Raw genomic sequence first — 26111 nt, forward strand, 5'->3', positions numbered from 1 at the left:
CGGGTCCTGTCAGGAGGGAACGAGGTCAGAGGGAAACGGCGGCGCCGGCAGCGAAACGCGAGAGGAGCGCGTGGTGCGGCGTCACGAGGTGCTCCTCGGTCCACCGACCCTGGGTGATCCCGAGGCGGCTGCGCTCCTCGCGGTCGTAGGTGACCGGGGTGGGCGTGAAGTCGGTGTGGTCGAGCGTAGGGCGGTAGGTGCTGCCGGCCGAGGTGTTCGCCGCGTAGATCTCCGGGCGGTAGATCTTCTGGAACGTCTCCATGGTGGCGATCGTGCCGATGAGCTGGAGGTTCGTGTAGTCCCCGGTCAGGTCGCCGCGCGTGTAGAACGCGAGCGGGGCCGACGCTCCGGCGGGCTGGAAGTACCGGACCCGCATGCCCATCCGACCGAAGTAGTCGTCGGTGAGCGATGAGTGCTCGTGCTCGTACTCGGCGCCGAGGACGGGGTGGACGTACCCGGTCTGGCGGTAGGTCTGGCTCGTCGAGACGCTGATGCAGACGACGGGCTCGCTACCGAACCCGTCGCGGAATGCCGGCGACGAAAGGAACCGCTGGAAGAGCGCCCCGTGGAGCACACCGAAGTCGGACGGCAGGCCCTCTGACGACGGCAGCAGCACGGAGAAGTCGTAGTCGCGCAGGTACGACGAGAAGTTGTTGCCGAGGATGCCGTGGTGGTGCTCGCCGGTGTGCTGGTCGACGATCGTGACGTCGAGCATCTCGAGCAGCGGGAACTCGGCGTCCGCTCCACCATCGGAGAACGCCAGTGCGGCCGAGACGATGTCGAGCTCCAGGCGGTAGCGGTCCCCGGCAGCCAAGAGGTCGTTCGCGCGCCCGTCGATCATCGCCAGCGCAGCACGGAGGTTCTGCTGACGGTGCTCGCCGCGCGCCAGGTTGGCGAAGTTCGTGGTCAGCCGGGAGCTGTCGGCGGGGGAGTAGTCCTCGTCGAAGCGGGTCCGGGTGATGCTGAAGGTGAGGTCGTTCGCCATGGTCGGCAATCTGTTCGTCGAGCGCCCGAGGGCGCTGGGGAAGGGGTTCCTTGATCATGACGGGAACCGCAGGCCATCAGGTAATACCGAGACGCTATGCGGCGGTATAGGCTCAGCCTATGGCTCGGGTCCCGAACGACATCACCCTCCAGCAGCTCCGGTACTTCATCGAGGTCGCGACCGAGGGCTCGATCAGTGCCGCTGCCGATCTGCTCTACGTGTCGCAACCGACGATGTCCGCGGCGATGAAGGACCTCGAGACGCGGATCGGTCGCCCGCTCTTCGTCCGATCGGCCAGGGGGGTCGTGCTCACGGTCGACGGCGTCGAGTTCCTGGGGTACGCCCGGCAGGTCATCGAGCAGGTCTCCCTGCTCGAGCAGCGGTACGTCGGCCGGCAGCGGTCGCGTCGGCTCCTCGGGGTGTCCTCCCAGCACTACTCCTTCGCCGTGGAGGCCTTCGTCCGCATGGTCGAGGGCGCGGCCGCGGACGAGTACGAGTTCTCGCTCCGAGAGACGCGCACGTGGGACATCATCGAGGACGTCCGCACCCTGCGGAGCGAGGTGGGGATCCTCTACCGCAACGACTTCAACAAGCAGGTGCTCGGCAAGCTGCTGCGGGACGCCGGGGTCGTCTTCACGCCCCTGTTCGTCGCCGAGCCGCACATCTTCGTGGCCCGCCGGAACCCCATCGCGTCACGGGAGCGTGCGACCCTCGACGACCTCGCCGACCTGCCTCGGCTGACGTTCGACCAGGGTGCGAACAACTCCTTCTACCTTGCGGAGGAGATCCTGTCGACGATGTCGAGCAAGCGGGAGATCCGTGTGTCGGACCGGGCGACGATCTTCAACCTCATGATCGGCCTCGGCGGGTACACGATCTCCACCGGGCTCATCAGCGACGACCTCGACCCCGAGATCGTCGCCATCCCCCTCGATGTCGACGAACGCATCGAGATCGGCTGGATCGCGCACGCCTCGGTTCCCCTCACCGTGCAGGCGCAGACCTACCTGGACGAGTTGCGCGCGGTGGTCACCAGTTACGGCGTGGAGCCGCTGGGGTAGGCAGGCGGCGGTTCCGGCGGTCGGCCTGGAGGCCCGTCACGCGTCCGTCAGGAGGCTGCGGTCTCGATCATCGCCTTCACGTGCGGCGCGCTCCACCGCAGGAGCGCGTCAGCAGGTGGACTCTCGAGGTCCTCGCCCCAGATCGCGACGGCCGCGCCCGACATCGGATCAGCGAGACGTGCTCCGGAATCGCCGTCCCACGTCCGGAGCGACCAGTGCTCGCGGAGATCGGCGACGGTGTACTCGCTGTCGGCCGGGTCGAGGTCGGTCGGTACCTCGTACAGGTAGTACGAGTTGTAGTTGAGCAGGTCGATCCCGGCCTGCTGCAGGTCGACCGCACTCGCCCGTCGCGCTCGGCGTTCGCGGCGCTCGGCTGCGTCCTCGGTGTCACCGTCGAAGCTCCAGTACGTGACGTGGATGCGCGGGTCCAGTCGCCCGACCGCGGCCCGGTCGATCCCGTCGTTCCAGGCCCACACCTCGCGGTTGCCGAGCGCGGCCGCCATCGCGTTCATCCACGCGACGCGTTGGGCGGCAGTGACGTCGCCGCCCCATTCGTCCCCACCGATGTGCACGGTGCGGCTGGACGGGAACGTCCGCTGCACCTCGGCGTACAGCTTGGTCGCCAGCGCGAGACTGCGCGGCGCCGACGGGTCGAGCTCGCTCTCGCCCGAACGGATGCGGTCGACCCACTTCGTGCCGTGCTCCGCCTCGAGCAGGGCGAAGGCGGCCGCCATGTGGCCGGGAGTGTCGACCTCGGGCACGATCGCCACGCCCCGCTTCGCCGCGTACTCGGCGATCGTGCGTGCCTGTGCGGCGCTGAGGAACCGACGGCCGGTCACGCGGCTCGTGTAGACGTCGTGGTCGAGGTCCGCGTTCGCGAGGGTCTGGCCGAGGACCGTGCTCTCGATCCCGACGTTCTGGTCATCGGTGAGGTGCAGGTGCAGGAAGCGGCCGCCGTTGCCGGCGAGCAGGTCGATGTACCGCTTGATCAGTGCCACGGGGTAGTAGGCGCGAGCGACGTCGAGCATCACGCCGGTCTCGGGTCGTGGGCGGGGTGACGGTTTGGTGGTGACGGTCGAAGCGGACGTGCGGCAGTGCTGCCCGGAGTACGCACCCACGCAAGCGAGGACCGAGTACTTCCCGGCTCGTGCACGGGGCGGCGTCTTCTGGGTGGCGTGCACCGTCGTGCTCGCGCCCGCAGCGAGAGTCGGCACAGCGACCGAGCCGACCGAGTACTTCTTGGTGCCGGCGGACAGGGAGAGCCAGGCGGACGAAGCCGGCTTCCGCACCGAAGTGGTGTTCGTGACCTTCAGGGTGGTCCGGACGGCGCTGCCGGTCGAGGTGACGGTGGACGCCGCGGTGACCCTGGTGACCGTCACCGGCGACGCTGCGGTGTCCGCTGATCCGACGACCGCATCGATGCCCACCAGCGCTGCTGCCGACACGGCGATCACCAGACCGACCGCGATGGTCCGTCTGACGGAGTGCGGCGCGGTCGCTGGACCGGCAGTCGGGTCCGGAGTCCCGGTGGAGGAGGGCACGGAGACGACGGTAGTTCACCAGGGTTGCGCGGTTAGCATTGCCCGACCCGGCGCCCGGTCGCGGACCACATCCCACCCAGGGGAGACAACGTGAACGGCCACGAGCGCACCACCGATCGCGGTCGGCGTCGCGGGGCACCCCGGCTCGTCGCCGGCCTGGTCGTCGCCCTCGTGTCGATCGTCGCGACGGGGTGCTCCGCAGAAAAGCCCCCGGAGGTCGCCGAGCCGCTCGCGACCTGGAACGCCGCCGTGGCCGACCGGACCGAGGCGCCCGCGAACTGGGTCGCCCTGGGGGACTCGATCACCGAGGGGCAGGGCGCCTCGTCACGCTCCACCCGGTGGATGGACCTCACGCTCGACCAGCTGCGCACGGAGCACCCGACGGACGGGGTCACCGGAGGGGCCGGGTACCTCCCGGCGCAGTTCGCCGTGTACGCACCGGACTCGACCTGGGGTGACTGGGCGACGGCGCGCACGGGGGAGAGCCAGTTCGACATCACCACCCCCGACCTCGGCTACCGATCGGTCGGCATGCAGGCGGGTGCCTCGCGGAGCTACGGCTTCACGGGCACCGGGATCGACATCTGGTGGGCGCGCTACCCCGGGTCCGGCGACTTCACCTACAGCGTCGACGGAGCCGCACCGACGACCGTCGCCACGACCGGGACTGCCAGTACCGGGACGATCACGAAGGTGGACGGACTGTCGAGCGGGGAGCACACGGTGACCGTCACCGCCGTCGCGCCGTTCTCCTTGCTGGGGTTCACGATCTACGACGGTGACCGGGACAAGGGGATCCACCGCTACGACTCCGCGCACTCGGGCTCGACGATCGCGACGTTCACGAAGAACCAAGAGGGCTTCCTGACGGCGATGCGTCGTGCTGCGCCGGACCTCATCACCATCACGCTGGGTGGCAACGACGCGGCGAATCTCACACCCGACGAGCTCGGCGCCCAGTACGTGGCGTTCCTCGAGACGCTCGCAGCGCTCCCCTCGAAGCCCTCGCTGCTCGTGATCGGCGAGTTCACCCCGGCCTCGAGCATGACGGACGGCATGTCGAGCGAGTGGTCGAGCTACCTCGCCGAGATCAAGCGTGCCGCAGCGAAGAGCGGAGCCGCGTACGTCAGCATGGCTGACACCTTCCCCGAGGCCGACACTTCCGGGACGGGGATCTACTCGACGGACGGCATCCACCCCAACGACGAAGGGCAGCGTCGGATCACGAAGCTCGTACTCGCCACCCTGGCTGCGCACGAGGGTGACTGAGCGGCGGACGGGCCGCGGGGCTCACCAGGAGCTCGGCTTGTAGTCCTTCAGGAACACGCCGAACACGTCCTCGCCCGCCTCGCCTCGCACGATCGGGTCGTACACGCGTGCAGCCCCGTCGACGAGGTCGAGCGGCGCGTGGAAGCCCTCCTCCGCCAGCCGAACCTTCGTCGGGTGCGGTCGCTCGTCGGTGATCCACCCGGTGTCGACGCTCGTCATCAGGATGCGGTCGGTCTCGAACATCTCCTGCGCACTCGTGCGGGTGAGCATGTTCACGGCAGCCTTCGCCATGTTCGTGTGCGGGTGCCCCGGTCCCTTGTAGGCGCGGCCGAACACACCTTCCATCGCGCTGACGTTCACCACGTAGGTGCGGTGCGCCTCGCTCGCCGCCATCGCGAGGCGGAGCTTCGAGATCAGGATGAACGGCGCGGTGGTGTTCGCGAGCTGGACCTCGAGCATCTCGAGCGGGTCGACCTCGTCGACGGCCTGCGTCCACGAGTTCACGTCGTGCAGGTCGGGCACGAGGCCACCGGCGTCGATGGCGGTGCCCATGGCCAGACGCTCGAGCGAGCTCGATCCCGGAGCCATGGCCTGCTCGGTCAGTTCGTCGGCCCGGGCTGCGGCGGCCGCGAGGATCGGGTGCGCCGTCACCGACCGGGCGAGCGCCTGCGGGTGCTGGTCGTTCGTGTGCCCGAAGGTCACGAGCTCGGGCAGCGCGCCGTCCGGCAGCGGCGCGAGTTCGGCGTCGACGAGGGGTTGGTACGCGCCGGGCGACCGGCGGACGGTCTGCGTCGCGTTGTTGATCAGGATGTCGAGCGGGCCAGCAGCGGCGACGTCCTCGGCGAGACCGATGACCTGGGCCGGGTCACGCAGGTCGATGCCGACGACCTTGAGGCGCGAGATCCAGTCGGCCGAGTCCGGCAGGCTCGTGAACCGGCGCACGGCGTCGCGGGGGAACCGCGTCGTGATGGTCGTGTGGGCGCCGTCGCGCAGCAGGCGGAGCGCGATGTACATGCCGATCTTCGCGCGGCCACCGGTCAGCAGGGCCCGCTTGCCGCTCAGGTCCGTCCGGGCATCACGCTTCGCGTGGCTCATCGCCGCGCACGAGGGGCACAGCTGGTGGTAGAACGCGTCCACGACCGTGTACTGCTGCTTGCACATGTAGCAGGGGCGGGACTTCAGCAGGGTGCCGGCGGTGGACGCCGTCGTCGAGGTGCTGATCGGGACCCCGCGGGTCTCGTCGTCGATCCGGTCGGCGGCTCCGGTCGCGGTGGCGGCGATGACGAGGCGGTCGGCCTCGGCGATGACCGCGCGCTTCTCGAGTCGGTGCGCACGCTTCACGGCCTTGAACATCTTCGCCGTGGCCTGACGCACCCGCACGAAGTCGGGGTGCGTCTCGTCGATGTCGCTCATCTGCTCGAGCACCCGGAGTGTGGCGTCGAGGTCCTCGGGGAGGATGCCGCTGGGTTCGGGCTGCTCGGAGATCACACGGGATTCTACGTTGGATCAGGCCGCGTCGAGCTCCCGCGTCAACGCCGCCACGAAGTCGTCGATGTCCTGCTCCGACGTGTCGTAGGCGCACATCCACCGCACCTCGTTGCGGCTGGCGTCCCAGTCGTAGAACCGGAAGTGCTTGCGCAGCCGCTCGGCCACCCCCGCGGGCAGCGTCGCGAACACCCCGTTCGCCTGGGTCTCCTGGCTGAACGCGACGCCCTGGATGCTGCCGTCGGCGATCCGGGCCTCGAGTGCGCCGCGGAGTCGGGCGGCCATGGCGTTGGCGTGCCCGGCGGAGCGCAGGTACAGGTCGTCGGACAGCAGCGCGATGAGCTGCGCGGAGACGAACCGCATCTTCGACGACAGCTGCATGTTCATCTTGCGCAGGTAGTGCAGCCCCTCTGACGCCGCGGGATTGAGCACGACGATCGCCTCGCCGTAGAGCATGCCGTTCTTCGTGCCGCCGAAGCTCAGCACGTCCACGCCGGCATCGGTGGTGAAGTCGCGCAGGGGCAGGCCGAGGGTCGCAGCGGCGTTGGAGATGCGAGCGCCGTCCATGTGCAGCGTCATGCCGAGCGGGTGGACGTGGTCCGCGATCGCCCGGATCTCGTCCACCGTGTAGGCGGTGCCGAGCTCGGTGGTCTGCGTGATCGAGACGACGAGCGGCTGGGCGCGGTGCTCGTCGCCCCAGCCCCAGGCCTCCTTGTCGATGAGCTCGGGGGTGAGCTTGCCGTCGGGGGTCTCGACCGGCAGCAGCTTGATCCCGCCGATGCGCTCGGGAGCGCCTGCTTCGTCGGTGTGGATGTGCGCGGTCGTGGTGCACACGACGGCGCCCCACCGCGGCAGCATCGACTGCAGCCCGACGACGTTCGCGCCGGTCCCGTTGAACACCGGGAACGCCTGCGCCTGTGAACCGAAGTGGTCGCCGATCACCTCGTTGAGACGGGCCGTGTAGACGTCCTCGCCGTAGGCGATCTGGTGGCCGTCGTTGGCCGCGGCGATGGCGTCGAGGATCTCGGGGTGGACACCGGCGTAGTTGTCCGAGGCGAAGCCCCGCAGGTCCAGGTCGTGGAGTCGAAGGGTCACTGGTTCATCCTAGGTTCGAGGCCGCAGCTGGAGCGGCCGAGAGCGGGAGACGGGCGCCGTTCACGTCGGCCGGCGGTGCCGTCCAGAGCCGCACGACCTCGTCGCCGAGCCGCTCCTCGAGACCGGCGAGGGCGCCGACGACGAACACGGTGGCTGCCGCCGAGTCCGGTGCGTCCTTCCGGAAGCCCTGGGCCACGGCACGGACCCACGCGTCCGAGGCGGCCTTGGCGGCCGCGTAGTTCGCGGCACCCGCGGTGGGGGAGTCGACGGCGGTGGACGAGACGAACGCGAGCCGTCCGGCCGGGGACGCCACCAGATCGTCGTAGAACACGCGTGTGGTGTTCCGCAGGGTGCGGAACGCCCGGTCGAAGAAGTCCCAGTCGTCGTCCGACTGGCCGGCGATGCCGCCGCCCCCGCGCCACCCACCGACCAGGTGGACCAGCCCGTCGACCGAACCCGCCGTCTCGTGGACCGCAGCCGCGAGCGCGGTGACCGCGCCGAGGTCTGCGAGGTCGCACGTGTGGGTCGTGACGCCCGGGACGGAAGCGAGAAGGGCCTCCAGTGCGTCTGGTCTGGTGCCGACCGCGACGACGGCCGCCCCGGCGGAGGTGAGTGCGCGCGCGACCGCCGCGCCGCTGGTGCTGGTCGCGCCCGCGACCAGCACCGTGCGACCGGACAGGGAGCCAGCGCTCACGCGGCGACGTCCGGAACGGACGGAACAGCGGACGGAGCAACCGACGACGAGCCGGTGATGCCGGCCGTCGAAGCGATGACCGCAGCCATCTTCTTGTTCAGCGCCTCGTAGAACATCGACAGGGGGAATTCGTCGTCGAGCACCGCGTCGGTGTAGCCCTTGGGCATTCCGGCGAGCGTTTCCTCCGGCAGTCCCCGCGCCCATCTCGAGGCCGGGTGCGGCGTGAGCGTCCGGGTCAGCATCTCGTACGCGGCGAGCCAGTGCGCCGATTTCGGTCGGTCGATGGAGCGCCGGTACAACTCGTTGATCTGATCACTGAGCGCGATGATCACGTCCGGCACCGCATCCCAATCGATGGTGAGCTGCGTGTCCGTCCAGTGGAGGACATCGTGCTGGTGCATCCACGCGAACAACAACTGCCCGCCGAGCCCGTCGTAGTTCCGGACGCGGCTGCCGGTGATCGCGAACCGGAAGATGCGGTCGAAGACGACGGCGTACTGCACCAGGTGGGCGTGGTCGCGGATTGCGCGTTGCGCCTCGTCGAGATCTGCATCCGGCACCGCGGAGAGCGCGCGTTCGAGCCGCACGGATTCCCGGAACGCCGTCAGGTCGCAGCGGAGTTCTTCCAGCGAGTAGAGGAAGAACGGCATCCGTTGCTTGATCATGAACGGGTCGAACGGCAGGTCCCCGCGCATGTGCGATCGGTCGTGGATGATGTCCCACATCACGAAGACCTGTTCCGTCAGCTCCTGGTCGTCGAGCATTGCTGCAGCGTCGTCCGGCAACTCCAGTTTGGTGATCTCCGCAGCGGCACGGACGACTCGGCGGTAGCGAGCGGCTTCGCGGTCCTGGAAGATCGCGCCCCACGTGAACGTCGGGATCTCGCGCATCGCGACCGTCTCGGGGAACAGCACCGCAGAATTCGTGTCGTACCCGGGCGTGAAGTCGACGAACCGCAACGCGACGAAGAGCGTGTTGCTGTAGTCGCCCGCTTCGAGTTCCGCGATGAACTCCGGCCAGATGACCTCGACCAGGACGGCTTCGACGAACCGCGAGGAACTGCCGTTCTGCGTCACCATCGGGAAGACGACCAGGTGGCCGAGTCCGTCGATGCGGTGCTGTTGCGGCTGGAATGCGTTCAGTGCGTCGAGGAAGTCGGGAACGCCGAAACCGTCGCGTTCCCAGCGTGCGAAATCGCGCTGCAGTGCAGCGAGGTACGCCGCATCGTGCGGAAAGAACGGGGCCAGTTCGGCAATGGCCGGGAGGATCGTGGCCAGGTGCTCGGAAGCGGTCGCGTGGTCCGCGTGGTCGGGTACAGAGCCGTCGGCCGTCTGCAGCGCACGGAACGACACGACAGCGGCTTTCAGCCGCGTCCACGCGGGATGCTCTGCGACCTTGCGCACCGACGGGCGGTCCTCGACGACCTCGGGTTCTCCGACGATGGCGCCCTGCGTGAACTCCTGGACGAACTGTGACATGTCGAACCTCCCGTCATTGGGCCGGCCGCGGATCTGCGGCGTGGTGGTGCGCTTGTCATGAGCCTAGGGAGGATCGGGGGACGCATTCTTGCCCATCCGCGGGGGAATCGTGCGCCGGGGCATTCTCCGCGCACGCGATGCCGTTCGGCGCGCAACGTTTCGCCGGCGCGGGCTCGGGGGAGCGTCAGCAGCTACGACTTCGTGACGGCGGCGATCGCCTCGCTCATGGTCGAGCTCGGGTGCTCTGCGCGCCATCGCCGCACTGCCGCAGGGTCCGGCGATGCTCCCTGGGGGATCGGCGTGGTCCCGATGACGCTCGGCGCAGACGCCGCCCAGGCGAGCGTGGCCAGCGCAGCAACGCAGGCGGAGAGCAGGTCGAGAACCAGCCAGGCGCCGCAGGTCACGACCACCCCGCCGACGAGGTCGAGCGTCGGTACGCGATGTCTCGTAGGGCGCCCGCTTGCCTTGCCCGCGGTCGGACCAAGCATCAGCGAGGCTCCGCGCGGAGTTGTCGGACCCACCCGAGCGCGAGCGGGAGTGCGGTCCAGACCGCGAATGACGTCACCGCGGGCCCGAGTCCGACAGTGGTCTCCGACGTGATGGTCCAGGACAGTTGCGGCTCCGCGAGCCAAGACGCGAAGCCGTACGGGTTCAGCCAGTCGACCAGGCCGGGTGTGAACGCGAGCCCGATGGTCAGGAGAAAAGGTCCGAACACGGCGATGAGCAGGGCGAGCGCCGTTCGCAGCACGAGGCTCGCAACGGCGATTGCCGTGAGGGTTGCCGCGACCGTTGTCGCAAGCATCTGCCAGAACTGCGCCAGAACGGCAACGTCAAAAACGGAACCGACAGAACCGGGCCTGCTGACAACGAAGCCGACGGCTGCGAGGAGATGGATGGCAACGAGAGTCGAGGCAGCGAGGAGCAGGATTGCGGCGTAACGGGCACCGAGTATTCGTTGTCGGCGAGGCGTGACAGCGAACGTCGTCAAAGCAGCGCGCGTGCTCCATTCCGCCGTGAACGCCATGACAGCCAGGAGGCCCATGAGCAGCGGAAGCGCAAGGCTGAGTCCGGCGACGAACGCCGCGAACGTCGTCGCATCTCGCGCAACGACAAAGGACAGCAGGACACCGCTGACGGCCGCCGCCGCGAAGGCCCAGCGCGGCCCGCGCGTATCGACCGCGCGTCGCAGTTCGACGAAAACTAATCGGATCACGTCGACTTCCCCTCGTATTCGGTCTCAGTGATGGAGGACAAGTAGGAATCAAGCCGGACGTCCTCTGCGCGGAGTGCGGAGAGCGCGATGCCCGAATCTCTGGCAAGCCGCCCGACTTCCACGGGCTCGAGGTCCACGAGCAAGCCTTCTGCCATCGGAGATGGGTGCGCCCCGACGAGCCGCAGAGCATGCGCGAAGCGCGGTTGATCCTCGGCCACGAGGAAACTCCGCCCGGTTCGTGCGCGCAGCTCCTCAAGCCGAACCTGGTCGACGACCCGTCCGCGCGAGATCGCAACGATGCGATCCGCAGTCCGCTCCACCGCCGCGAGCTGATGTGTGGAGACCAACACCGTCCCGCCCTGATCAGCGAATTGGCGAAGCATCCTGTCGAGCCACTGCATTCCTTCGGGATCCAGACCGTTGGAGGGCTCATCCAGGACGAGCACCCGAGGGCGTCCGAGTAGTGCGTGCGCAAGCCCGAGTCGTTGCCGCATGCCGAGGGAGAGCTTGCCGACTCGCCTCGCGGCCACCGACTGCAACCCGACGGTCTCGAGGCACTCGTCGACTCGTTGCCTGGGCTCACCGATGGTGAAGGCGGTGAGTCGGAGCGTCTCGCGAACCGACCGACCTGGGTGAAACGCTGACGCGTCGAGAAGGGAACCGAGGAACCTGGCCGGAGCGGGCAGCTCCTGGAGTTCCTGACCGTTCACCATCGCAGTGCCGACGTCCGCTCGGGTGATCCCGGTCAGGATCCGAAGCGCGGTGGACTTGCCGGCGCCGTTCGGTCCGCAGAACGCTGTGATCGTCCCCTGCGGGCAGGTGAAGGACACATCGTTGAGGGCGACGTGCTTTCCGTAGGCCTTGCGGACCCCGCGCAGTTCGATCGGGTCGCTCACGAGACCACCTGATGGACAACCAACGCCGTGCCGATTGCTGCAACGCAGATCAGGAAGGCGGCCGGGGCGGCCTTGCTCTTCGGATCGACGGTGCCTGCAAAGCCTGAGGCGGTCAGCCCGGCTGCTCCGGCTGCGACCGACAGCGGCCAGCCGCTGGCGACGAGCACGACACAGGTTGTCCCGAGCAGGACTGCACTAACTGCGAGCCCGGTGCTGACCATGTGGCGCAGACGAGAGTGTTTGACGGGCACGGACCCTCCTTCTTCGTGCGCCGGAAGGGGCGGCGGAGGCTACCCCTTCCGGCGATGGATCAGTTGAAGAACTTCCAGATGTCCCAGGCAGTGATGAGGGCGCTGATGGTCTTCACGACCGTCTTGATCGCCGGCCACGCCGTCCGCTGGAAGGTTGCGTAGGACTTCTTGACGCCGTCGGAGAGCTTCTTCCAGAGCGCGGGGATCTTCTTCAAGGCGTTGACCGCGGTCCGGATGATCGTTGACCAACTCCGCGCACTGTCACCGTCGTGACCAGAAGTCGTCGCGCCAACGGCCCCTGGCCCGGAGGGCGCAACGGCTCCCGTCGCGGCGCGGACGTCAGTCTGAACAGTTCGGACCGTGGTGCTCGACGCGGTCGCGGACGCGGACTCGGATGTCAGCGCGGACGTAAGGGGTGCCGTGGCGTTGGCTGGCACCGCGGTTCCGAAGACGGCCGCCGCCGTGATGCAGGCTACGACCCCGGTCGAGGTCCAGTTTCGCCGCTTACGGTGATGCATGATTGCTCCTTCGCGATCAACAAGGGCGTCGGACCGTGCCTGGTCCGGCGCCCGTTCGTACACAGTCGACGCTAGCAAAGTTTCAGTATCACCGGTGTCACACTGAAATGTTGCCACGAGTTGCCATTGCGTCAGTACGGTTGTCTGCATGGCACGCTTCACGCCCCCAGCCGCCGACGCGATGCGCGCACGACTCCTGCTCGCAGCACGCGACGAGTTCGCCGCGGCTGGGCTCGTCGGCGCCAAGATCGAGCGGATCGCCGCGGCGGCGTCGAGCAACAAGGCGCAGGTCTTCCACTACTTCGGCAGCAAGGAGGGGCTGTTCGACGCCCTCCTCGCCCAGACCGTCGCCGAGACGTTCGACGAGGTCCCGGTCGACACCGATGACCTCGCCGAGTGGGCTGCCCGGCTGCACGACTCGTACGTCCGGCGTCCGTGGGCCGAACGGATCGCGACGTGGCACCGCCTCGAGCGGGGGAGCGACGGTGCGCTCGAAGCCGTCGTCGTGAGCAACGCCGAGGCCGTCGCCGCGGTCGAGCACGCCCAGCGCGCCGGGGTCCTGCCGCGCAGCTACCGGCCGGCGGTGCTGCTCGGTCTGGTGATGCACCTCGCCGCGTTCTGGAGCTCGAGTTCTCCCGAGTACGGCTCGTTGGTCGCGGCGGTCGCACCTGCGCGGCGTCGGCAGATCGTGATCGACGCGGTGAAGGCACTCGTCGGGGGCTGACGTGGCGCACGGCCGGGCGTAGGGTTCGGCCCATGAGCAGCGACAACCGGTTCCTCCGCGCGACCTTCGGACGTCCGCTGGTCTGGGTCGGCGTCGTGTGGCTCGCGGTCGGGGTGCTCTGGAGCGTCCTGGCGATCATCGAGCCGGGCACGTTCCGCGCGATCATGGCCGTCCTCTGGCTCGTGCTCGGCGGCAGCATGCTCGCCGTCGCGCTCCGCGACAGGAAGCGCGGCCTCGGCCGGTACCAGCGCTAGTCGAGGCGATCCGAGCGCGCAGGCAGGACCCGCACCGGGCCTCCCGTCAGCCTGCCGCGTCCGCGGCCACCCGCAGCGTCCGCTCCGCATCGTCGAGGTAGTCCGCCAACAGCGCCGACGCTCGTGCCTGGTCGCCGGCGCGCAACGCCGCGACGATCGCGTCGTTCCGGTCCACGAACTCGGCGTGGAACGACCCCGGGTCGTCGGTCGTCAGGAACGCCAGCCGCATCTCGGCGAGCAGCCCGTCCATCAGTCCGTGGATCCGCGCGCTCGGGACCGCGCGTACGAGCTCGGAGTGGAACCGGATGTCCGCGGTGCCCACGGCGCCCCAGTCGCCCGCGGCGGCAGCGTCCCGTGCAGCCGTGACGGCCGCAGCGGCTGCGTCGAGCGCGGGTGACGTCGGCGAGCACGCGCGCACCGCGGCTTCCTCGAGCACCCGCCGGGCGGCGTACAGGTCGGCGACGTCCTCGGCGGAGAGGCGTCGTACGAAGACCCCGCGGTTGAACACGTGCTCGACGAGCCGGTCGCGCGCGAGCAGCCGGAAGGCCTCGCGCAGGGTGTTCCGTGACACCCCGAGCTGGTCGCTCAACCGCTCCTCGGACAGCTGCGTCCCGGGGGAGAACTCGCCCGCCGCGATCATGGTGCGCAGCCGGTCGGCCGTCGAGTCGGCACCGCTGACGGTTCGGGTCATGTCCCGATCCTGACACGGCCTCGGGCATCGCAGGTGCGAACTCCGCGCCGTGTGACCGTCGTGTTACAGAGCAGAACACCCCCTTGCGATTGTTGAACAATGCGGTCCAGACTGTCCCGCATGTTCGTCCTCATCGGCGTCGCCGTCGTCATCATCGGGTTCGCGTTGCGCATCAACGCGCTGCTCGTCGTGACCGTCGCGGGCATCGTCACCGCGGCCATCGGCGGGATCGGTCCCGTCGGCATCCTCACCGCCTTCGGCGACGGCTTCGCGTCGAGCCGGTCCGTCACGACCTTCGCGCTCGTCCTGCCGGTCATCGGCCTGATCGAGCGCTACGGGCTGCAGGACCAGGCCAAGCGCCTGATCGCGAAGCTCGACAAGCTCACGACGGGTCGTCTGCTGGCCGGGTACCTGGTCATCCGGCAGGTCACGGCCGCGGTCGGCCTCACCAGCATCGGCGGGCCGGCGCAGACCGTGCGGCCCCTCGTGCACCCGATGGCCGAAGGGGCGGCGATCAAGAAGTACGGCCGGATCGACGAGCGGATGCGCGAGAAGATCAAGGGCTACTCGGCGTCGTCGGACACCGTCGGGGTCTTCTTCGGCGAGGACGTCTTCGTCGCCGTCGGCTCGATCCTGCTCATCACGACCTTCGTCGACGCCACCTACGGTCTGTCGCTCGAACCCATCGACCTGGCGCTGTGGGCGATCCCGACCGGCATCGCCGCGCTCCTGGTCCACGGCACGCGGCTGCTGCTGTTCGACCGCACGCTCGACAAGATGGCCGCCGACGCACGCGTCGACGCCCCGACGCAGGGAGCCGCAGCGTGATCACCAGCGAATGGCTCTACTGGCTCATCGGTGCGTTCTTCATCGCGGTCGCGGTCCTCATCGTCACGGACACCTCGCACGCGAAGCGACTCGGCAACGCGGCGTTCTGGGGGATCCTCGGGGTCTCGTTCTTCTACGGCACCTTCGTCGCCGCGAAGACCGCGCCGTCGTGGGTGCTCGGCATCGCCGTCCTCGTGATGGTCGCGCTCGCCGGACTCGGGTTCACCGGGACCACCAGTCGCACGCGCGTCGCCAGCATCCCGGGTGCCGGAACGGGGGCGGAGACCGGCCCGGCCGAACCCACCGCTGCGGCCACGAAGCCGTCCGCCAGCACGAGCGTCCTCGCGACGACCAGCCCGGACGAGCGTGCGGCGTTCGCCACCCGGTTCGGCAACAAGCTCTTCATCCCGGCGCTCGTCGTGCCCGTGGTCGCCGTCCTCGTGGCGACGCTCGGTCCACTCGTCTCGATCGGCGGTACGCCCCTGCTCGCCGAGGGCAGCGCGACCCTGACCGGCCTGGGCATCGGCTCGGTGCTGGCCGTGGTCGTCGCGGTGTTCGTCCTGCGCCCGCCGAGGATCGCCACGCCCATCCGTGAGGGCGGCCGTCTGCTGCAGGCCATCGGGTGGGCGGCGCTGCTGCCGCAGATGCTCTCCACCCTCGGCATCGTCTTCACCCAGGCCGGGGTCGGCGACGCCGTCGGCACGATCATCAAGTCGATCCTGCCCGGCGGGTCGCTGATCGCCGCGGTGGTCGTCTACTGCCTCGGCATGGCGCTCTTCACGATCATCATGGGCAACGCGTTCGCCGCCTTCCCGATCATGACGGCCGCGATCGGCTGGCCCGTCCTGGTGCAGGGCTTCGACGGCAACCCCGCCGCGATCTTCGCCATCGGCATGCTCGCCGGGTTCTGCGGCACGCTCGTCACGCCGATGGCCGCGAACTTCAACCTGGTGCCGGCTGCCCTGCTCGAGATGCGGGACAAGTACGGTCCGATCAAGGCGCAGATCCCGACCGCCGCCATCCTGCTCGTCGTCAACATGGGAGTCATGTACCTTGTCGCTTTCTGATGCTGCCCCGCTCGACCTGACCCGCGCCGCGTGGGCCGACCGCTTCGCGTCCGTCGTCGCCGAGAACACCACCCGCGAGTACCCGTACGCGGCGCACCACACGACGTCCGGCCCGGACGACCGGGCGCTGCCGGTCGAGCTGCACCCCGCCTTCGCCACGTCGTACGACTGGCACTCGTCCGTGCACATGCACTGGCTCGCAGCGCGTCTGGTCGCGCACAGCCTGCCGGCCGACCTGGAGGCCCGGCTCACCACGATCCTGCAGGCCCACCTGAGTGCGGATCACCTGGCCACGGAAGCCGCCTACTTCCACACGACGCCGCACTACGAGCGCCCCTACGGGTGGGCCTGGCTCGCGAAGCTCGCCGCCGAGGTCTCCGCGTCCGAGGTGCCGGCCATCCGGCAGCTCGCCCCCGGGTTCGCGCCCGTCGTCGACGTGCTCGAGGACCTCGTCACCCGCTGGGTCGACGGCGCTGCCCACCCGGTGCGGCACGGGGTGCACTCGAACTCGGCGTTCGGGCTGCTGCTCGTGCTCGAGGCCGCACGGTCGCTCGGCCGCGACGAGCTCGCCGCGACGGTGGAGCAGGCGGCGCGCGAGTGGTTCGGCGAGGACGCCGGGTGGCCGTTCGCCTGGGAGCGCAGCGGACACGACTTCCTGTCCGCCGGTCTGGCCGAGGCCGACCTGATGCGGGCCGTGCTGACCCCGGCCGAGTTCGCGACGTGGTCGGACGGCTTCTTCGCCCAGGTGCGGTCGGGCGACGCGATCCTGCAGTCGACGGCGGTCCGTGACGAGAACGACCCGCAGCAGGTGCACCTGTTCGGGCTCGACCTGTCGCGAGCGGGATCGGCCCGGCGCATCGCGGACGCCCTGCGCGCCGGTGAGCTCGACGACGACGGGCTCGCGAGCCTGCTCGACGAGGCGGCGGACCGGCTGCTGGCCTCGGGTCTGGCCGCCAGCGTCGGCGAGGAGTACTACTCCACGCACTGGCTCGCGAGCTTCGCCTGGGACGCCATGGAAGCACGCGAGCACGCCGCACGCTGACCCTCGAACGAGGGGCATGGTCGCCGGTCCGGCGTGCTGCTGTCAACCCCCTGCATCGGTTGCAGAATGCACCTACCCTCGGTGCGCAGCCGAGATCCGGCTGGGTGCCCGAGGGGAACGGGTGCCACCAGTCACACCAGGGAGTGACACATGCAGCACCGCAGGATCAGGCGGACAGCACTCATCGCCGCACTCATCGGAGCCGTCGTCGTGGCGGCACCGCTCGGAGCGGGAACCGTTGCCTACGCGGGGGTCACCGCCCCGGTCGGCAACGTCGGCAAGTTCAAGCAGACCTTCGTCGAGAACTTCAGCACGACGGCCTCGGCGAACGGCCAGTTCGCGAAGACCTACGCGAACTCGTGGCAGCCCTACCCGGACGGGACGGGCAGCACGTACTACTCGGGCTCGCAGGTCAGTGCCCGCAACGGCTACATGGACGTCACGCTCGACGGCAAGCACGGAGCCGCGGGGACCTTCGGGACCCCGAACGGCGCGTGGTCGCACGTGGGCGGCAAGTTCAGCGTCCGAGCGAAGGCCACCGGCGGCGACGGGAACGGTGCAGCGTTCATGCTGTGGCCGTCGTCGAACGTCTGGTCGGACGGCGAGATCGACTACCCGGAGGCGAACTTCGAGGGGTCGCCGATGCTCCACCACCACTCGATGGTCGCCGGACAGGAAGCGAACTCGACGAGCATGAGCACCGGGGTGACCTGGCGTAGCTGGCACGTCTACTCGGTCGAGTGGATCCCCGGCAAGTCGGTGCAGTACCTGCTCGACGGCAAGGTCATCAAGACGGTCACGTCGAACGTGCCGAAGACCGCGCACCGGTACATGTTCCAGGTCGGCAACTGGGGTGCCGCCGGGCACCTCGACATCGACTGGGTCAGCACCTACGAGTACACGGGCTGACCCACAGCAGGTCAGCTGATCGCGATCGTCCGTGCGAACGTCCGCGCGACGGGCGGAGCGGCGACGATCGGTCCGATCGCTGCGGCACCGTCCGGGGTCGCCCGCCATGCCTCGTAGGCGTCGTGGGTGGCCCCGCTCGTCCAGGACTCGACGACGACCATGCGCGTCGGGTCGGCGTCGTCGACCAGCACCTCGAGGGACTCGCAGCCGTCGAACGCGCGGGTCTGCGCGAGCGTCTCGCGGATCGCCGCCTCGACGGTGTCGGCGGGGACGTCGCTCCGGAACTGGACCTCGAGCAGGACGGTGATCGACATGTGGTGCACCTTTCGTCGGCAGTGTCCGACTCAACCCGCAGCGGCGCCGACCTGTTCCGGATCGGTCAGCGAGCCGGTCGTCAGTGGACGAACCGGAAGCGGATGGTGTCGCCCGGGCGGAGCTGCGCGGCACGGTCGACCGACTCCGGCGTGAGGACCGCCACGACGGGGTAGCCACCGGTCACCGGGTGGTCGGCGAGGAACAGCACCGGGAAGCCCTCCGGCGGGACCTGCAGCGAACCGGTCTCCACCCCTTCGCTCGGCAGCTCGTGCGTCACGGCGCGGACGAGTGGCTGCGGAGCCGTGGTGCGGACCCCCACGCGGTCGCTGTCCGACCCGACGGTGAAGTCCTGACGGGTCAGGGTGTCGCGCCAGTCCGGCGTGAACCAGTCGTCGCGGGGGCCCGCGGTGACGTCGAGGACGACCGGGTCGTCCGGCCAGTGCTCGTCGGGTTGCGGCACGGCGTCGACGATCGGCCACGAAGCGCGCGCGTCGCCGATCGGCAGGACGTCACCCGGCGACGACGGCGGAGGCCCGAGGCGTGCGAGCGAGTCCCACGAGCGACTGCCCAGTACGGGCTCGACCGCGAACCCGCCGAGGACCGCGATGTAGGAGCGCAGCCCGGCGGTGGCCGTACCGATCCGGAGCGTGTCACCCGGTGCGAGCATCAGGACCTCGTGCGAGGCCGCACCGCGGACCCGGCCGTCCGCTCGCTCGATCTCGACCGGGCAGGCGGCCCCGGCGGTGGCGACGGCCACGTACGCGTCGGTCCGCAGCGTGACGGAGCCGAGCAGGGCCTCCAGGACGGCCGCATCGGGACGGTTGCCGACCAGCCGGTTGGCCAGCGCTGCGGACCCGCGGTCGGCGGCGCCCGCCGCGCCGAGGCCCATGTCACTGAAGCCGGGGCGGCCCAGGTCCTGCGTTGCCGCGCCGTAGCCGACCTGCAGGACGGTCAGCGCGCTCATGCCACACCCGCGTCGACGAACCGGACCCGTGTGCCAGCGGGTGCCAGCGCCGGCGGTTCCCGGTCGAGCGACCACATCGGCACGTCGGTGCGGCCGATGAGCTGCCAGCCGCCAGGGGAGGCGCGGGGGTAGACGGCACTGAACTCGCCCGCCAGTGCGACGGCACCGCTCGGCACGGCGGTGCGCGACGTGCTCCGGCGAGGCAGGTCGAGTGACGGCTCGGTGCCGGTGAGGTAGCTGAAGCCCGGGGCGAAGCCGCAGAACGCGCTCGTCCAGAGCTGGCCGGTGTGCCACGCGATCACGCGGTCGCGGCGCATGCCCGTCAGGGCGACGACCTGGTCGAGGTCCTCGCCGTCGTAGACCACCGGGATGACGAGCGGGTCCGTGGCGCTCGCCGCATCGGCGTCGGCGGACGGGACGACCCGTTCGAGTGCACTGCGGAGTCTCGCGGCGTCGGTCGTCGCCGGGTCGTAGCGGAGCAGCAGTGTCCGCGCGCCGGACACGACCTCGGTGAGGCCGGGCAGTCGAGCCGCGGTCAGCCCGGCGCGGAACGCGACGACCTGCGGCAGGGAGTCGAAGGTGGCGAGCAAGGCGGTGCGCCCAGCGGGCCGGAGGTCGAGGACGGTCACGGTGCGAACGGCGCGATCGCGACGCCGTGCTCGGTCAGCAGTGATCGGATCGCGCGGGCCATCGCGACGGCACCGGGGGAGTCGCCGTGGACGCAGACCGAGTCGGCACTGACCCGCAGCTCGGAGCCGTCGACGGCGGTCGCGACCCCGTCGGTGACCATACGGAGGACGCGAGCCGCGACCTCGTCCGGATCGTGCAGCACCGAACCCGGCGTGCTGCGGGATACCAGGGAGCCGTCGGGTTCGTAGGCGCGGTCGGCGAAGGACTCCGCGACCGCGCGCAGCCCGTGGCGTTCGGCAGCGAGCAGGAGTTCGGAACCCGGCAGCGCGAGCACCGCGAGCGAGCTGTCGACGTCGGCGATCGCCCGGACCACGGCCTCGGCCTGGACCGGGTCGGCGCACGCCGTGTTGTACAGGGTGCCGTGGGGCTTGACGTAGGTGACGGCGGTGCCGGCGACCCGGGCGGTGGCGGTCATCGCACCGAGCTGGTGCACGACGTCGGCGTGGAGTTCGTCCGGCGTGACGTGCACCGGACGGCGGCCGAAGCCGGCGAGGTCGCGGTAGGCGACGTGCGCACCGACGGCGACCCCGCGCTCGGCCGCAGCGCGGGCGGTGGCGAGCATGATCGTCGGGTCGCCGGCGTGGAATCCGCAGGCGATGTTGGCGCTCGACACGACGTCGAGCATCGCGGCGTCGTCGCCCATCGTCCAGGCGCCGAACCCCTCGCCGAGGTCGCTGTTCAGGTCGATCGTCGTCACGGGGACTCCCTGTCGTCGCGGGTTGTTGAACAATCTACCGAGCGGCGACTCCGCTGTCGACCGATCGGGGCACGCGGCTGGTGGGTGGATTCCGAGCAGCGGCACGTAGCGTCCGAGGTCAGCACCTGCCGGGGGCGTCGCCCTCGGTTCGACCACTGCACTGGAGCAGACCATGACCGACAGCAGCAACACGCACGACGACGACGCCAAGGCCCCCGTGAACGACTCCGAGGGCATCGAGAAGCCGGGCGGGCTCGGCGACGACAACACCATCCCCAACGACCCGGACGGCCTCGCCGCTGGGCACGTCGGGGACGACTCGCACTTCAACCCGGAAGAGGACGGCGAGGAGTAGGGGTCGTTCGTCGACTCGGAACGACGTCCTCGTTGTCGCACGACGACGGGGACGTCGTTCCGAGTCGACCCGGTGTCGTTCAGAGTCGACCCGGTGTCGTTCCGAGTCGACCCGCGACCGCCCGAAAGCCCCCTACAACACCCGCTCCAGCAACCGCAGCGTCCCCGCGATGTCCACGTTCCGGTCCAGCAGCCACTGCACCTGCAGCCCGTCGAACGCCGCGATGATGAGCGACGCCACCTGCTCGAGGTCGGCGTCCGAGTGCCGCCCCGACGCCACGAGCTCGTCGTGCAGCTGGGCGACCAGGTTCCCCCGTGCCTCGTCGAACCGTGCGGCGAAGAACTCCCGCGCCGTCTCGTTGCCGGACTCCACCGACGCCCCGAGGAGGGTCGTGTAGAGCGTCACGAGTGCCGGCTCGCTGACGTTCCGGTCGGCGACGAAGGCCAGTCGGGTGAAGACCCCGGCCGTGTCGCCGAGTGCCCGGTCCGAGGCGGCATCGCGCTCCCGCAGGACCTCGACCAGCAGCGCTTCGCGTGATGAGAAGTAGTGCTTCAGTGCCGCGTGCGAGACCCCGATCGCATCGCCGATGGCGCGCAGCGAGGTGCCGTCGATCCCGCGCGAGGCGACGACGTCGAGCGTCTGGTCGAGGATCTCCCGCCGACGCTGCACGCCCTTGGCGTAGGGGCCCCTGGTGCCGATTCCATCGTTGGAGGTCACGCGTGCCAATGTACCGGCGCAACAATCGGGACAAAAACTTCCGGTCGGAGGTTTCCGGTGCTACAGTCCCGATCACCTAGCAGCACTAGGTATTCGAGGGCCCCGAAGCCCCCTATGACTCGAGGAGGAGTCATGTCGACACCGACGTCGAAGGAAGAACCCACCCGCGGCATCGCCGGGACCGCATCACCAGCGGTCACCGCAGCCGCCGGTGCCACCGCCTCGGACGCCGCGGCGCCCCGAGCGTTCTCGGTCGAGGGGATCACGCAGTCCGTCAGCACGATGCGTGTGGGCCGCGGCTACCTCTGGGGCCTCAGCTTCGCCCAGTTCGGCCTGTTCGTCGCCCTGCTCACGCCGGTCTTCGTGAGCATGTCGATCAAGGCGACCGAGCTCAACCCCTCGAGCCCCGAGACCGTGGTCGGCTCCGTCCTGCCGTTCGGCGCCCTCGGCGCGCTGTTCGCCAACCCGCTGTTCGGCGCGATCTCCGACCGCACGCGCAGCCGGTGGGGACGCCGACGCCCGTGGATGCTCGGCGGCGTCATCGTCTTCGTCGGTTCGCTCGCCTGGCTCGCCTTCTCGCCGAACGTCCTGCAGCTCACGCTGGCCTGGGTCCTCGCGCAGGTCACGGCGAACGCCGTCCTCGCGACGCTGACCGCGAGCTTCGCCGACAACGTGCCGGAGTTCCAGCGCGGCAAGGCCTCGAGCGTCATCGCCCTCGCGCAGAACATCGCCATCCTCGCCGGCCTGTACCTGGCCGTTTACCTGGTCGGGAACCTGCCGGTCCTCTTCATCGCCCCGGGCGTCCTGGCGATCATCGCGATCCTCGTCTACTGCTTCGTGGCCCGCGACGACCTGCCGACGACGCCGGTCAAGCCGTTCAGCTGGATCAACCTGATCAGCTCGTTCTGGACCAACCCGATCAAGCACCCGGACTTCGGACTCGCCTGGTGGGGTCGCTTCCTCATCACCTTCGGCACGTTCATGTTCACGACGTACCGCCTGCTCTACATGCAGGACCGCATCGGTCTGCCGCAGGCCGAGGCCGTCGGGGTCGTCGCGTTCGGTGTCCTGCTGTACACGGTCGCCCTGCTCGTCAGCGCCGCCGTCTCCGGCTGGGTGTCGGACCGCGTCCAGCGCCGCAAGGTGTTCGTCTGGGGCTCCACTGCGCTGACCGCGGTCGGCCTCGTGATCCTGGCCCACGTCGACACCGTCGGCGGCTTCTACTTCGCCGAGATCGTCCTCGGCTTCGCCTTCGGCATCTACGCTGCCATCGACACCGCCCTGATCGTCGACGTGCTGCCCGACCCGGAACGCCCCGGCAAGGACCTCGGCGTCATCAACATCGCGAACGCGCTGCCGCAGTCGCTCGCTCCGGCCGTCGGCCTGTTCCTGCTCGGCATCGGCGGTGGTCAGAACTACACGCTCATGCTCTGGGGTGCCGGCGTCGCCGTCATCCTCGGCGCCCTCGTCATCCTGCCGATCAAGTCGGTCCGGTAGGCACCGCACCAAACCAGCGGCCTGGAGGCGCGACTCGCGTCCGCAACGCGAGTCGCGCCTCCAGGCAGTCACCTGTACCACCCCCGGAAAGGACCCGACATGGCTCCCGCCATCTCCCTGCAGCTCTACACGGTGAACGCCGCGCTGGAGCCCGACCTCGACGGCGGCGTCCACCGCCTGGCCGAGATCGGCTTCGACACCGTCGAAGCGTTCGCGTTCGTGGACCGAGCAGCGCAGCTCAAGTCCGCGTTCGACGCCCACGGCATCACCGCGAAGACCGGCCACGCGTTCCTGGTCGAGGAGACCATCCCGCTGCCCGACGGCACCGTGATGACCGCTCCGTCGCATGCCGACACCTTCGCCGCGGCGAAGGAACTCGGCCTCGAGATCGTCATCGACCCGTTCGTCGGGCCAGACGCGTGGACGACCCGCGAGGGCGTCGAGCGTGTCGCCGCACGACTGAACGCCGCCGCCGTCGAGGCCGCCGAGCACGGTCTGCGCGTCGGATACCACAACCACGACCACGAGCTCCGGCCGCAGATCGACGGGCAGCCCGCGCTGCAGGTGCTCGCGTCGCTGCTCGACCCGGCCGTGGTGCTCGAGCTCGACCTGTACTGGGCATCGGCTGCGGGCATCGACGTCGTCGCGTTCATCGAGGAGCTCGGCGACCGCATCGTCGCCGTGCACGTCAAGGACGGTCCGATGCGCGACGACATCTCCACCGCGACGATCCCCACCGACCAGACCCCGGCCGGCCAGGGCGACGTCCGGCTCGCCGAGGCCCTCCGTGCGGCGACGGCGCTCGAGTACGCCGTGATCGAGTTCGACGGGTTCGACGGGGACGTCTTCGACGGTGTGCAGCAGTCGTACGAGTGGCTCGCGGCGCAGCTCGCGCCGGCCGGTTCGTCGTCCGCATCGGAGGTGTCCGCATGACCCGCACCGGACGCGTCGGCATCGGCTTCATCGGCGCCGGCATGATCAGCGAGCAGTACCTGGCGAACCTCACGACGTTCCCCGACGTCGAGGTCGTCCGGATCGGCGACATCGACACGGAGCGCGCCGCGGCGTCGGCTTCGAAGTGGGGTGTTGCGGCCTCGGGCGACGGCGCATCCGTGCTCGCCGATCCCGACGTCGAGATCGTCATCAACCTGACGCTCCCCGCCACGCACGTCGCCGTCTCGATGGACGCACTGCGTGCCGGCAAGCACGTGTGGAGCGAGAAGCCGATCGGCGTGGACCGTGCCTCGGCCGCGTCGCTCGTCGAACTCGCCGACTCCCTCGGGCTGAAGCTCGGCATCGCGCCGGACACCGTGCTCGGTCCGGGGTGGCAGACCGCCAAGCGTGCGATCGAGGCCGGTGCGATCGGTACCCCGCTCACCGCGGTCACGAGCATGCAGTGGCAGGGGCCGGACGTGTTCCACCCGAACGCGTCGTTCCTCTACGCCAAGGGCGCGGGCCCGCTGTTCGACATCGGCCCGTACTACTTCACGGCGCTCGTGCACCTGCTCGGACCGATCGACTCCGTCGTCGCGACGGGTTCTCAGTCGCGGTCGACGCGGCAGCTGGTCGTCGGACCGAACGCGGGCGACTCGTTCCCCGTCGAGGTGCCGACCCACGTCTCCGTCCTGACCTCGTTCGAGCAGGGCGGCAACGCACAGTCGCTGCTGTCGTTCGACACCCCGCTGTTCCGGCACGGCGTGTTCGAGGTCAACGGGACCGAGGGCACGATCGTCCTGCCCGACCCGAACACGTTCGGTGGCGGGCACCCGATCCGGGTCGCGCGACCGCTGACCGCGGACGCGACGTTCCCCTTCTCGCAGGAGTGGGACGTGCTGCTCGACGAGGAGCCCACCGTCGGACGAGGCCTCGGCGTGCTCGACATGGCGCGGGCCATCCGTGGCGGCGGCTCGCACATCGCGACCGGCGAGGTCGGCTACCACGTGCTCGACACCATGGTCGCGGTCGAGGAGTCCATCGCCGCCCGCTCGTTCATCGAGGTCGAGTCGACCGTCGCGCCGATCGCGTCGCTGCCCGAGGGCTTCGACCCGCTCGCGGCGACGCTGGAGGGCGCGCAGGTCTGAGGGCTGGATCGACTGCCGGGATCGACCCGGAACGACATCCCCGTTGTCGCACGACGACGGGGATGTCGTTCTGCGTCGGTGTCGGTCTCAGCGCACCGCGTGTTGGCGGAGGGCGACGACGACCTCGTCGAGGAAGTCGTCGACCTGGTCCTGGTCGTAGCCCTCGCGGAACTTCGTGGGCTGGAACCGGGCGGCGGACACCTGCTCCGGTGTGAGCGGATCCACCGGCCGCCCCTGCTCGTACCCGGCGAGGGTGGTCTGGATCCGGTCGAGGAACGCATCGACCTCGCCCTGGTCGTAGCCCTCCCGCCACTTCGTCGGTCGGAACCGCTTGTCGGACACGTCCTTCGCGAGCATCTGCTCCCCCTTCTGCATGCCCGTCATGCTCTCACGGGCCCGCGAACGGGCAGGGGCAGCGGCGGTACCGGCAGTTCAGCGCAGTGGGAGCCGGCGGCCGAACACGGCGTCGAGGAACCGCGCGAAGCGGGACTCGGACGGCGGCGCGGTCGGGACCGCGCGCGTCGGCGACCGGAACGCCAGGTCGTGCAGCATGTTCCGCTTCGAGCCGTCCCAGTTCGCGAACAGGTAGGTGCCGCCGATGAACGACATGCTCCGGACCGGTGTGCGCTTCCAGGAGTCGGCAGCCACGTAGTAGCCGGTGTGGCCGGAGCGGATGTGCTGGATCACGGTGTCGACGTCGATGACGCTGGTGGTCGTCACGACGGCGGTGATGCCCGTGCGGTCACGGGCGACGTACTCGATGAGGTGTTCGGTCACAGTAGGACTCTTCGTCA

The 26111-nt window shown here is 69.6% G+C and carries 29 protein-coding genes and 2 pseudogenes; 12 read left to right on the forward strand and 19 right to left on the reverse strand.

What is annotated here, in order from left to right; genetic code table 11:
* Window positions 1-25: 25 nt before the first annotated feature.
* Complete coding sequence (locus ITJ69_RS14880; RefSeq protein WP_194673163.1) at window positions 26-985, reverse strand: putative oxygenase MesX; 960 nt, start codon at window positions 983-985, stop codon at window positions 26-28.
* Window positions 986-1104: 119 nt separating this feature from the next.
* Between ITJ69_RS14880 and ITJ69_RS14885 the strand changes: the two genes are divergently transcribed.
* Window positions 1105-2046 carry a LysR family transcriptional regulator gene (locus ITJ69_RS14885; RefSeq protein ID WP_123939363.1) on the forward strand — a complete coding sequence of 314 codons (942 nt, stop codon included), beginning with the start codon at window positions 1105-1107 and terminating at the stop codon, window positions 2044-2046.
* Window positions 2047-2093: 47 nt separating this feature from the next.
* On the opposite strand, the gene ITJ69_RS14890 is transcribed toward ITJ69_RS14885, so the two are convergent.
* Window positions 2094-3587: a family 20 glycosylhydrolase gene (locus ITJ69_RS14890; protein ID WP_194673164.1), complete on the reverse strand. Its 1494-nt coding sequence runs from the start codon at window positions 3585-3587 to the stop codon at window positions 2094-2096.
* A gap of 90 nt (window positions 3588-3677) precedes the next feature.
* Here ITJ69_RS14890 and ITJ69_RS21010 point away from each other — a divergent pair, with 90 nt between their 5' ends.
* On the forward strand, window positions 3678-4856 hold the full coding sequence (locus ITJ69_RS21010; RefSeq protein WP_194673165.1) for a GDSL-type esterase/lipase family protein: 1179 nt from the start codon (window positions 3678-3680) through the stop codon (window positions 4854-4856).
* A gap of 21 nt (window positions 4857-4877) precedes the next feature.
* Here the strand turns inward: ITJ69_RS21010 and ITJ69_RS14900 are convergent, their stop codons facing one another.
* The 8 genes from ITJ69_RS14900 to ITJ69_RS14935 form a co-directional block, all read right to left on the reverse strand.
* Window positions 4878-6344 carry an SDR family NAD(P)-dependent oxidoreductase gene (locus ITJ69_RS14900; protein WP_194673166.1) on the reverse strand — a complete coding sequence of 489 codons (1467 nt, stop codon included), beginning with the start codon at window positions 6342-6344 and terminating at the stop codon, window positions 4878-4880.
* Between the two features lie 18 nt (window positions 6345-6362).
* Window positions 6363-7436 carry a threonine aldolase family protein gene (locus ITJ69_RS14905; RefSeq protein ID WP_159572656.1) on the reverse strand — a complete coding sequence of 358 codons (1074 nt, stop codon included), beginning with the start codon at window positions 7434-7436 and terminating at the stop codon, window positions 6363-6365.
* Window positions 7437-7440: 4 nt separating this feature from the next.
* Window positions 7441-8130: an SDR family oxidoreductase gene (locus ITJ69_RS14910; RefSeq protein ID WP_323743120.1), complete on the reverse strand. Its 690-nt coding sequence runs from the start codon at window positions 8128-8130 to the stop codon at window positions 7441-7443.
* Complete coding sequence (locus tag ITJ69_RS14915) at window positions 8127-9608, reverse strand: DUF6421 family protein (protein ID WP_194673167.1); 1482 nt, start codon at window positions 9606-9608, stop codon at window positions 8127-8129. Before ITJ69_RS14915 ends, ITJ69_RS14910 begins: the two co-directional genes overlap by 4 nt.
* A 487-nt stretch (window positions 9609-10095) precedes the next feature.
* On the reverse strand, window positions 10096-10821 hold the full coding sequence (locus tag ITJ69_RS14920) for a hypothetical protein (RefSeq protein WP_194673168.1): 726 nt from the start codon (window positions 10819-10821) through the stop codon (window positions 10096-10098).
* Complete coding sequence (locus ITJ69_RS14925; protein WP_323743121.1) at window positions 10818-11717, reverse strand: ABC transporter ATP-binding protein; 900 nt, start codon at window positions 11715-11717, stop codon at window positions 10818-10820. Before ITJ69_RS14925 ends, ITJ69_RS14920 begins: the two co-directional genes overlap by 4 nt.
* Window positions 11714-11968 carry a hypothetical protein gene (locus tag ITJ69_RS14930; RefSeq protein ID WP_131921396.1) on the reverse strand — a complete coding sequence of 85 codons (255 nt, stop codon included), beginning with the start codon at window positions 11966-11968 and terminating at the stop codon, window positions 11714-11716. Before ITJ69_RS14930 ends, ITJ69_RS14925 begins: the two co-directional genes overlap by 4 nt.
* Window positions 11969-12027: 59 nt before the next feature.
* Window positions 12028-12183, reverse strand: coding sequence for a hypothetical protein (locus ITJ69_RS14935; RefSeq protein ID WP_194673169.1), 156 nt, complete (start codon window positions 12181-12183; stop codon window positions 12028-12030).
* A gap of 451 nt (window positions 12184-12634) precedes the next feature.
* Between ITJ69_RS14935 and ITJ69_RS14940 the strand changes: the two genes are divergently transcribed.
* Entirely contained in the window at window positions 12635-13210 is a 576-nt protein-coding gene (locus ITJ69_RS14940) for a TetR family transcriptional regulator (RefSeq protein WP_194673170.1), read from the forward strand.
* 32 nt (window positions 13211-13242) lie between these two features.
* Window positions 13243-13464 carry a hypothetical protein gene (locus ITJ69_RS14945; protein WP_194673171.1) on the forward strand — a complete coding sequence of 74 codons (222 nt, stop codon included), beginning with the start codon at window positions 13243-13245 and terminating at the stop codon, window positions 13462-13464.
* Between the two features lie 46 nt (window positions 13465-13510).
* Here ITJ69_RS14945 and ITJ69_RS14950 read toward each other — a convergent pair whose 3' ends face one another.
* A complete protein-coding gene (locus ITJ69_RS14950) occupies window positions 13511-14155 on the reverse strand; it encodes a GntR family transcriptional regulator (protein ID WP_194673172.1) in 645 nt (214 codons plus the stop codon).
* A 120-nt stretch (window positions 14156-14275) separates the two neighbouring features.
* Between ITJ69_RS14950 and ITJ69_RS14955 the strand changes: the two genes are divergently transcribed.
* The 4 genes from ITJ69_RS14955 (at window position 14276) to ITJ69_RS14970 (ending at window position 18001) form a co-directional block, all read left to right on the forward strand.
* The gene (locus ITJ69_RS14955) at window positions 14276-14983 is read left to right on the forward strand and encodes a DUF969 domain-containing protein (RefSeq protein ID WP_194673173.1); all 708 of its coding nucleotides are present in this window, start codon (window positions 14276-14278) and stop codon (window positions 14981-14983) included.
* Window positions 14980-16050, forward strand: coding sequence for a DUF979 domain-containing protein (locus ITJ69_RS14960; RefSeq protein ID WP_133937774.1), 1071 nt, complete (start codon window positions 14980-14982; stop codon window positions 16048-16050). Before ITJ69_RS14955 ends, ITJ69_RS14960 begins: the two co-directional genes overlap by 4 nt.
* A complete protein-coding gene (locus ITJ69_RS14965; protein ID WP_228505802.1) occupies window positions 16037-17092 on the forward strand; it encodes a DUF2891 family protein in 1056 nt (351 codons plus the stop codon). The genes ITJ69_RS14960 and ITJ69_RS14965 overlap by 14 nt, the downstream gene beginning before the upstream one ends.
* 150 nt (window positions 17093-17242) lie before the next feature.
* Window positions 17243-18001, forward strand: coding sequence for a glycoside hydrolase family 16 protein (locus tag ITJ69_RS14970; RefSeq protein ID WP_194673174.1), 759 nt, complete (start codon window positions 17243-17245; stop codon window positions 17999-18001).
* Window positions 18002-18012: 11 nt separating this feature from the next.
* Here the strand turns inward: ITJ69_RS14970 and ITJ69_RS14975 are convergent, their stop codons facing one another.
* The 4 genes from ITJ69_RS14975 to ITJ69_RS14990 form a co-directional block, all read right to left on the reverse strand.
* The gene (locus ITJ69_RS14975; protein WP_194673175.1) at window positions 18013-18315 is read right to left on the reverse strand and encodes a putative quinol monooxygenase; all 303 of its coding nucleotides are present in this window, start codon (window positions 18313-18315) and stop codon (window positions 18013-18015) included.
* A gap of 80 nt (window positions 18316-18395) precedes the next feature.
* Window positions 18396-19280, reverse strand: a complete 885-nt coding sequence (locus ITJ69_RS14980) for a biotin-dependent carboxyltransferase family protein (RefSeq protein WP_194673176.1) — start codon at window positions 19278-19280, stop codon at window positions 18396-18398.
* Window positions 19277-19909, reverse strand: coding sequence for a 5-oxoprolinase subunit B family protein (locus ITJ69_RS14985; protein WP_194673177.1), 633 nt, complete (start codon window positions 19907-19909; stop codon window positions 19277-19279). The genes ITJ69_RS14980 and ITJ69_RS14985 overlap by 4 nt, the downstream gene beginning before the upstream one ends.
* Window positions 19906-20667 (reverse strand): LamB/YcsF family protein, encoded by a 762-nt coding sequence (locus tag ITJ69_RS14990; protein WP_194673178.1) that lies wholly within the window; start codon window positions 20665-20667, stop codon window positions 19906-19908. Before ITJ69_RS14990 ends, ITJ69_RS14985 begins: the two co-directional genes overlap by 4 nt.
* A gap of 172 nt (window positions 20668-20839) precedes the next feature.
* Here ITJ69_RS14990 and ITJ69_RS14995 point away from each other — a divergent pair, with 172 nt between their 5' ends.
* Window positions 20840-21022 carry a hypothetical protein gene (locus tag ITJ69_RS14995; protein WP_123291734.1) on the forward strand — a complete coding sequence of 61 codons (183 nt, stop codon included), beginning with the start codon at window positions 20840-20842 and terminating at the stop codon, window positions 21020-21022.
* 132 nt (window positions 21023-21154) lie between these two features.
* Here the strand turns inward: ITJ69_RS14995 and ITJ69_RS15000 are convergent, their stop codons facing one another.
* Window positions 21155-21739 (reverse strand): TetR/AcrR family transcriptional regulator, encoded by a 585-nt coding sequence (locus ITJ69_RS15000; RefSeq protein ID WP_131880330.1) that lies wholly within the window; start codon window positions 21737-21739, stop codon window positions 21155-21157.
* A 132-nt stretch (window positions 21740-21871) separates the two neighbouring features.
* Here ITJ69_RS15000 and ITJ69_RS15005 point away from each other — a divergent pair, with 132 nt between their 5' ends.
* From ITJ69_RS15005 to ITJ69_RS15015, 3 genes are all read left to right on the forward strand, one after another.
* The gene (locus ITJ69_RS15005) at window positions 21872-23236 is read left to right on the forward strand and encodes an MFS transporter (protein WP_194673179.1); all 1365 of its coding nucleotides are present in this window, start codon (window positions 21872-21874) and stop codon (window positions 23234-23236) included.
* Between the two features lie 99 nt (window positions 23237-23335).
* Entirely contained in the window at window positions 23336-24169 is an 834-nt protein-coding gene (locus tag ITJ69_RS15010) for a sugar phosphate isomerase/epimerase family protein (RefSeq protein ID WP_194673180.1), read from the forward strand.
* Entirely contained in the window at window positions 24166-25317 is a 1152-nt protein-coding gene (locus ITJ69_RS15015) for a Gfo/Idh/MocA family protein (RefSeq protein ID WP_194673181.1), read from the forward strand. The genes ITJ69_RS15010 and ITJ69_RS15015 overlap by 4 nt, the downstream gene beginning before the upstream one ends.
* Before the next feature lie 102 nt (window positions 25318-25419).
* Here ITJ69_RS15015 and ITJ69_RS20535 read toward each other — a convergent pair.
* The 3 genes and pseudogenes from ITJ69_RS20535 to ITJ69_RS15025 form a co-directional block, all read right to left on the reverse strand.
* A pseudogene (locus ITJ69_RS20535) lies at window positions 25420-25542 on the reverse strand (DivIVA domain-containing protein); the annotation flags it as partial.
* A gap of 39 nt (window positions 25543-25581) precedes the next feature.
* A pseudogene (locus tag ITJ69_RS20540) lies at window positions 25582-25701 on the reverse strand (DivIVA domain-containing protein); the annotation flags it as partial.
* Window positions 25702-25749: 48 nt separating this feature from the next.
* The gene (locus ITJ69_RS15025; protein WP_131846583.1) at window positions 25750-26094 is read right to left on the reverse strand and encodes a hypothetical protein; all 345 of its coding nucleotides are present in this window, start codon (window positions 26092-26094) and stop codon (window positions 25750-25752) included.
* Between the last annotated feature and the right edge of the window lie 17 nt (window positions 26095-26111).

It is taken from the genome of Curtobacterium sp. VKM Ac-2887, from assembly GCF_015350935.1.
In the GTDB taxonomy this organism is placed as follows: Bacteria; Actinomycetota; Actinomycetes; order Actinomycetales; family Microbacteriaceae; genus Curtobacterium.

What these genes read in the sequence shown, in the direction of transcription:
- ITJ69_RS14880 (WP_194673163.1), bottom strand. Translation starts at nt 985, where the DNA reads ATGGCGAACGACCTCACCTTCAGCATCACCCGGACCCGCTTCGACGAG.
- ITJ69_RS14885 (WP_123939363.1), top strand. Translation starts at nt 1,105, where the DNA reads ATGGCTCGGGTCCCGAACGACATCACCCTCCAGCAGCTCCGGTACTTC.
- ITJ69_RS14915 (WP_194673167.1), bottom strand. Translation starts at nt 9,608, where the DNA reads ATGTCACAGTTCGTCCAGGAGTTCACGCAGGGCGCCATCGTCGGAGAA.
- ITJ69_RS14940 (WP_194673170.1), top strand. Translation starts at nt 12,635, where the DNA reads ATGGCACGCTTCACGCCCCCAGCCGCCGACGCGATGCGCGCACGACTC.
- ITJ69_RS14945 (WP_194673171.1), top strand. Translation starts at nt 13,243, where the DNA reads ATGAGCAGCGACAACCGGTTCCTCCGCGCGACCTTCGGACGTCCGCTG.
- ITJ69_RS14950 (WP_194673172.1), bottom strand. Translation starts at nt 14,155, where the DNA reads ATGACCCGAACCGTCAGCGGTGCCGACTCGACGGCCGACCGGCTGCGC.
- ITJ69_RS14955 (WP_194673173.1), top strand. Translation starts at nt 14,276, where the DNA reads ATGTTCGTCCTCATCGGCGTCGCCGTCGTCATCATCGGGTTCGCGTTG.
- ITJ69_RS14970 (WP_194673174.1), top strand. Translation starts at nt 17,243, where the DNA reads ATGCAGCACCGCAGGATCAGGCGGACAGCACTCATCGCCGCACTCATC.
- ITJ69_RS14975 (WP_194673175.1), bottom strand. Translation starts at nt 18,315, where the DNA reads ATGTCGATCACCGTCCTGCTCGAGGTCCAGTTCCGGAGCGACGTCCCC.
- ITJ69_RS14980 (WP_194673176.1), bottom strand. Translation starts at nt 19,280, where the DNA reads ATGAGCGCGCTGACCGTCCTGCAGGTCGGCTACGGCGCGGCAACGCAG.
- ITJ69_RS14995 (WP_123291734.1), top strand. Translation starts at nt 20,840, where the DNA reads ATGACCGACAGCAGCAACACGCACGACGACGACGCCAAGGCCCCCGTG.
- ITJ69_RS15005 (WP_194673179.1), top strand. Translation starts at nt 21,872, where the DNA reads ATGTCGACACCGACGTCGAAGGAAGAACCCACCCGCGGCATCGCCGGG.
- ITJ69_RS15010 (WP_194673180.1), top strand. Translation starts at nt 23,336, where the DNA reads ATGGCTCCCGCCATCTCCCTGCAGCTCTACACGGTGAACGCCGCGCTG.
- ITJ69_RS15015 (WP_194673181.1), top strand. Translation starts at nt 24,166, where the DNA reads ATGACCCGCACCGGACGCGTCGGCATCGGCTTCATCGGCGCCGGCATG.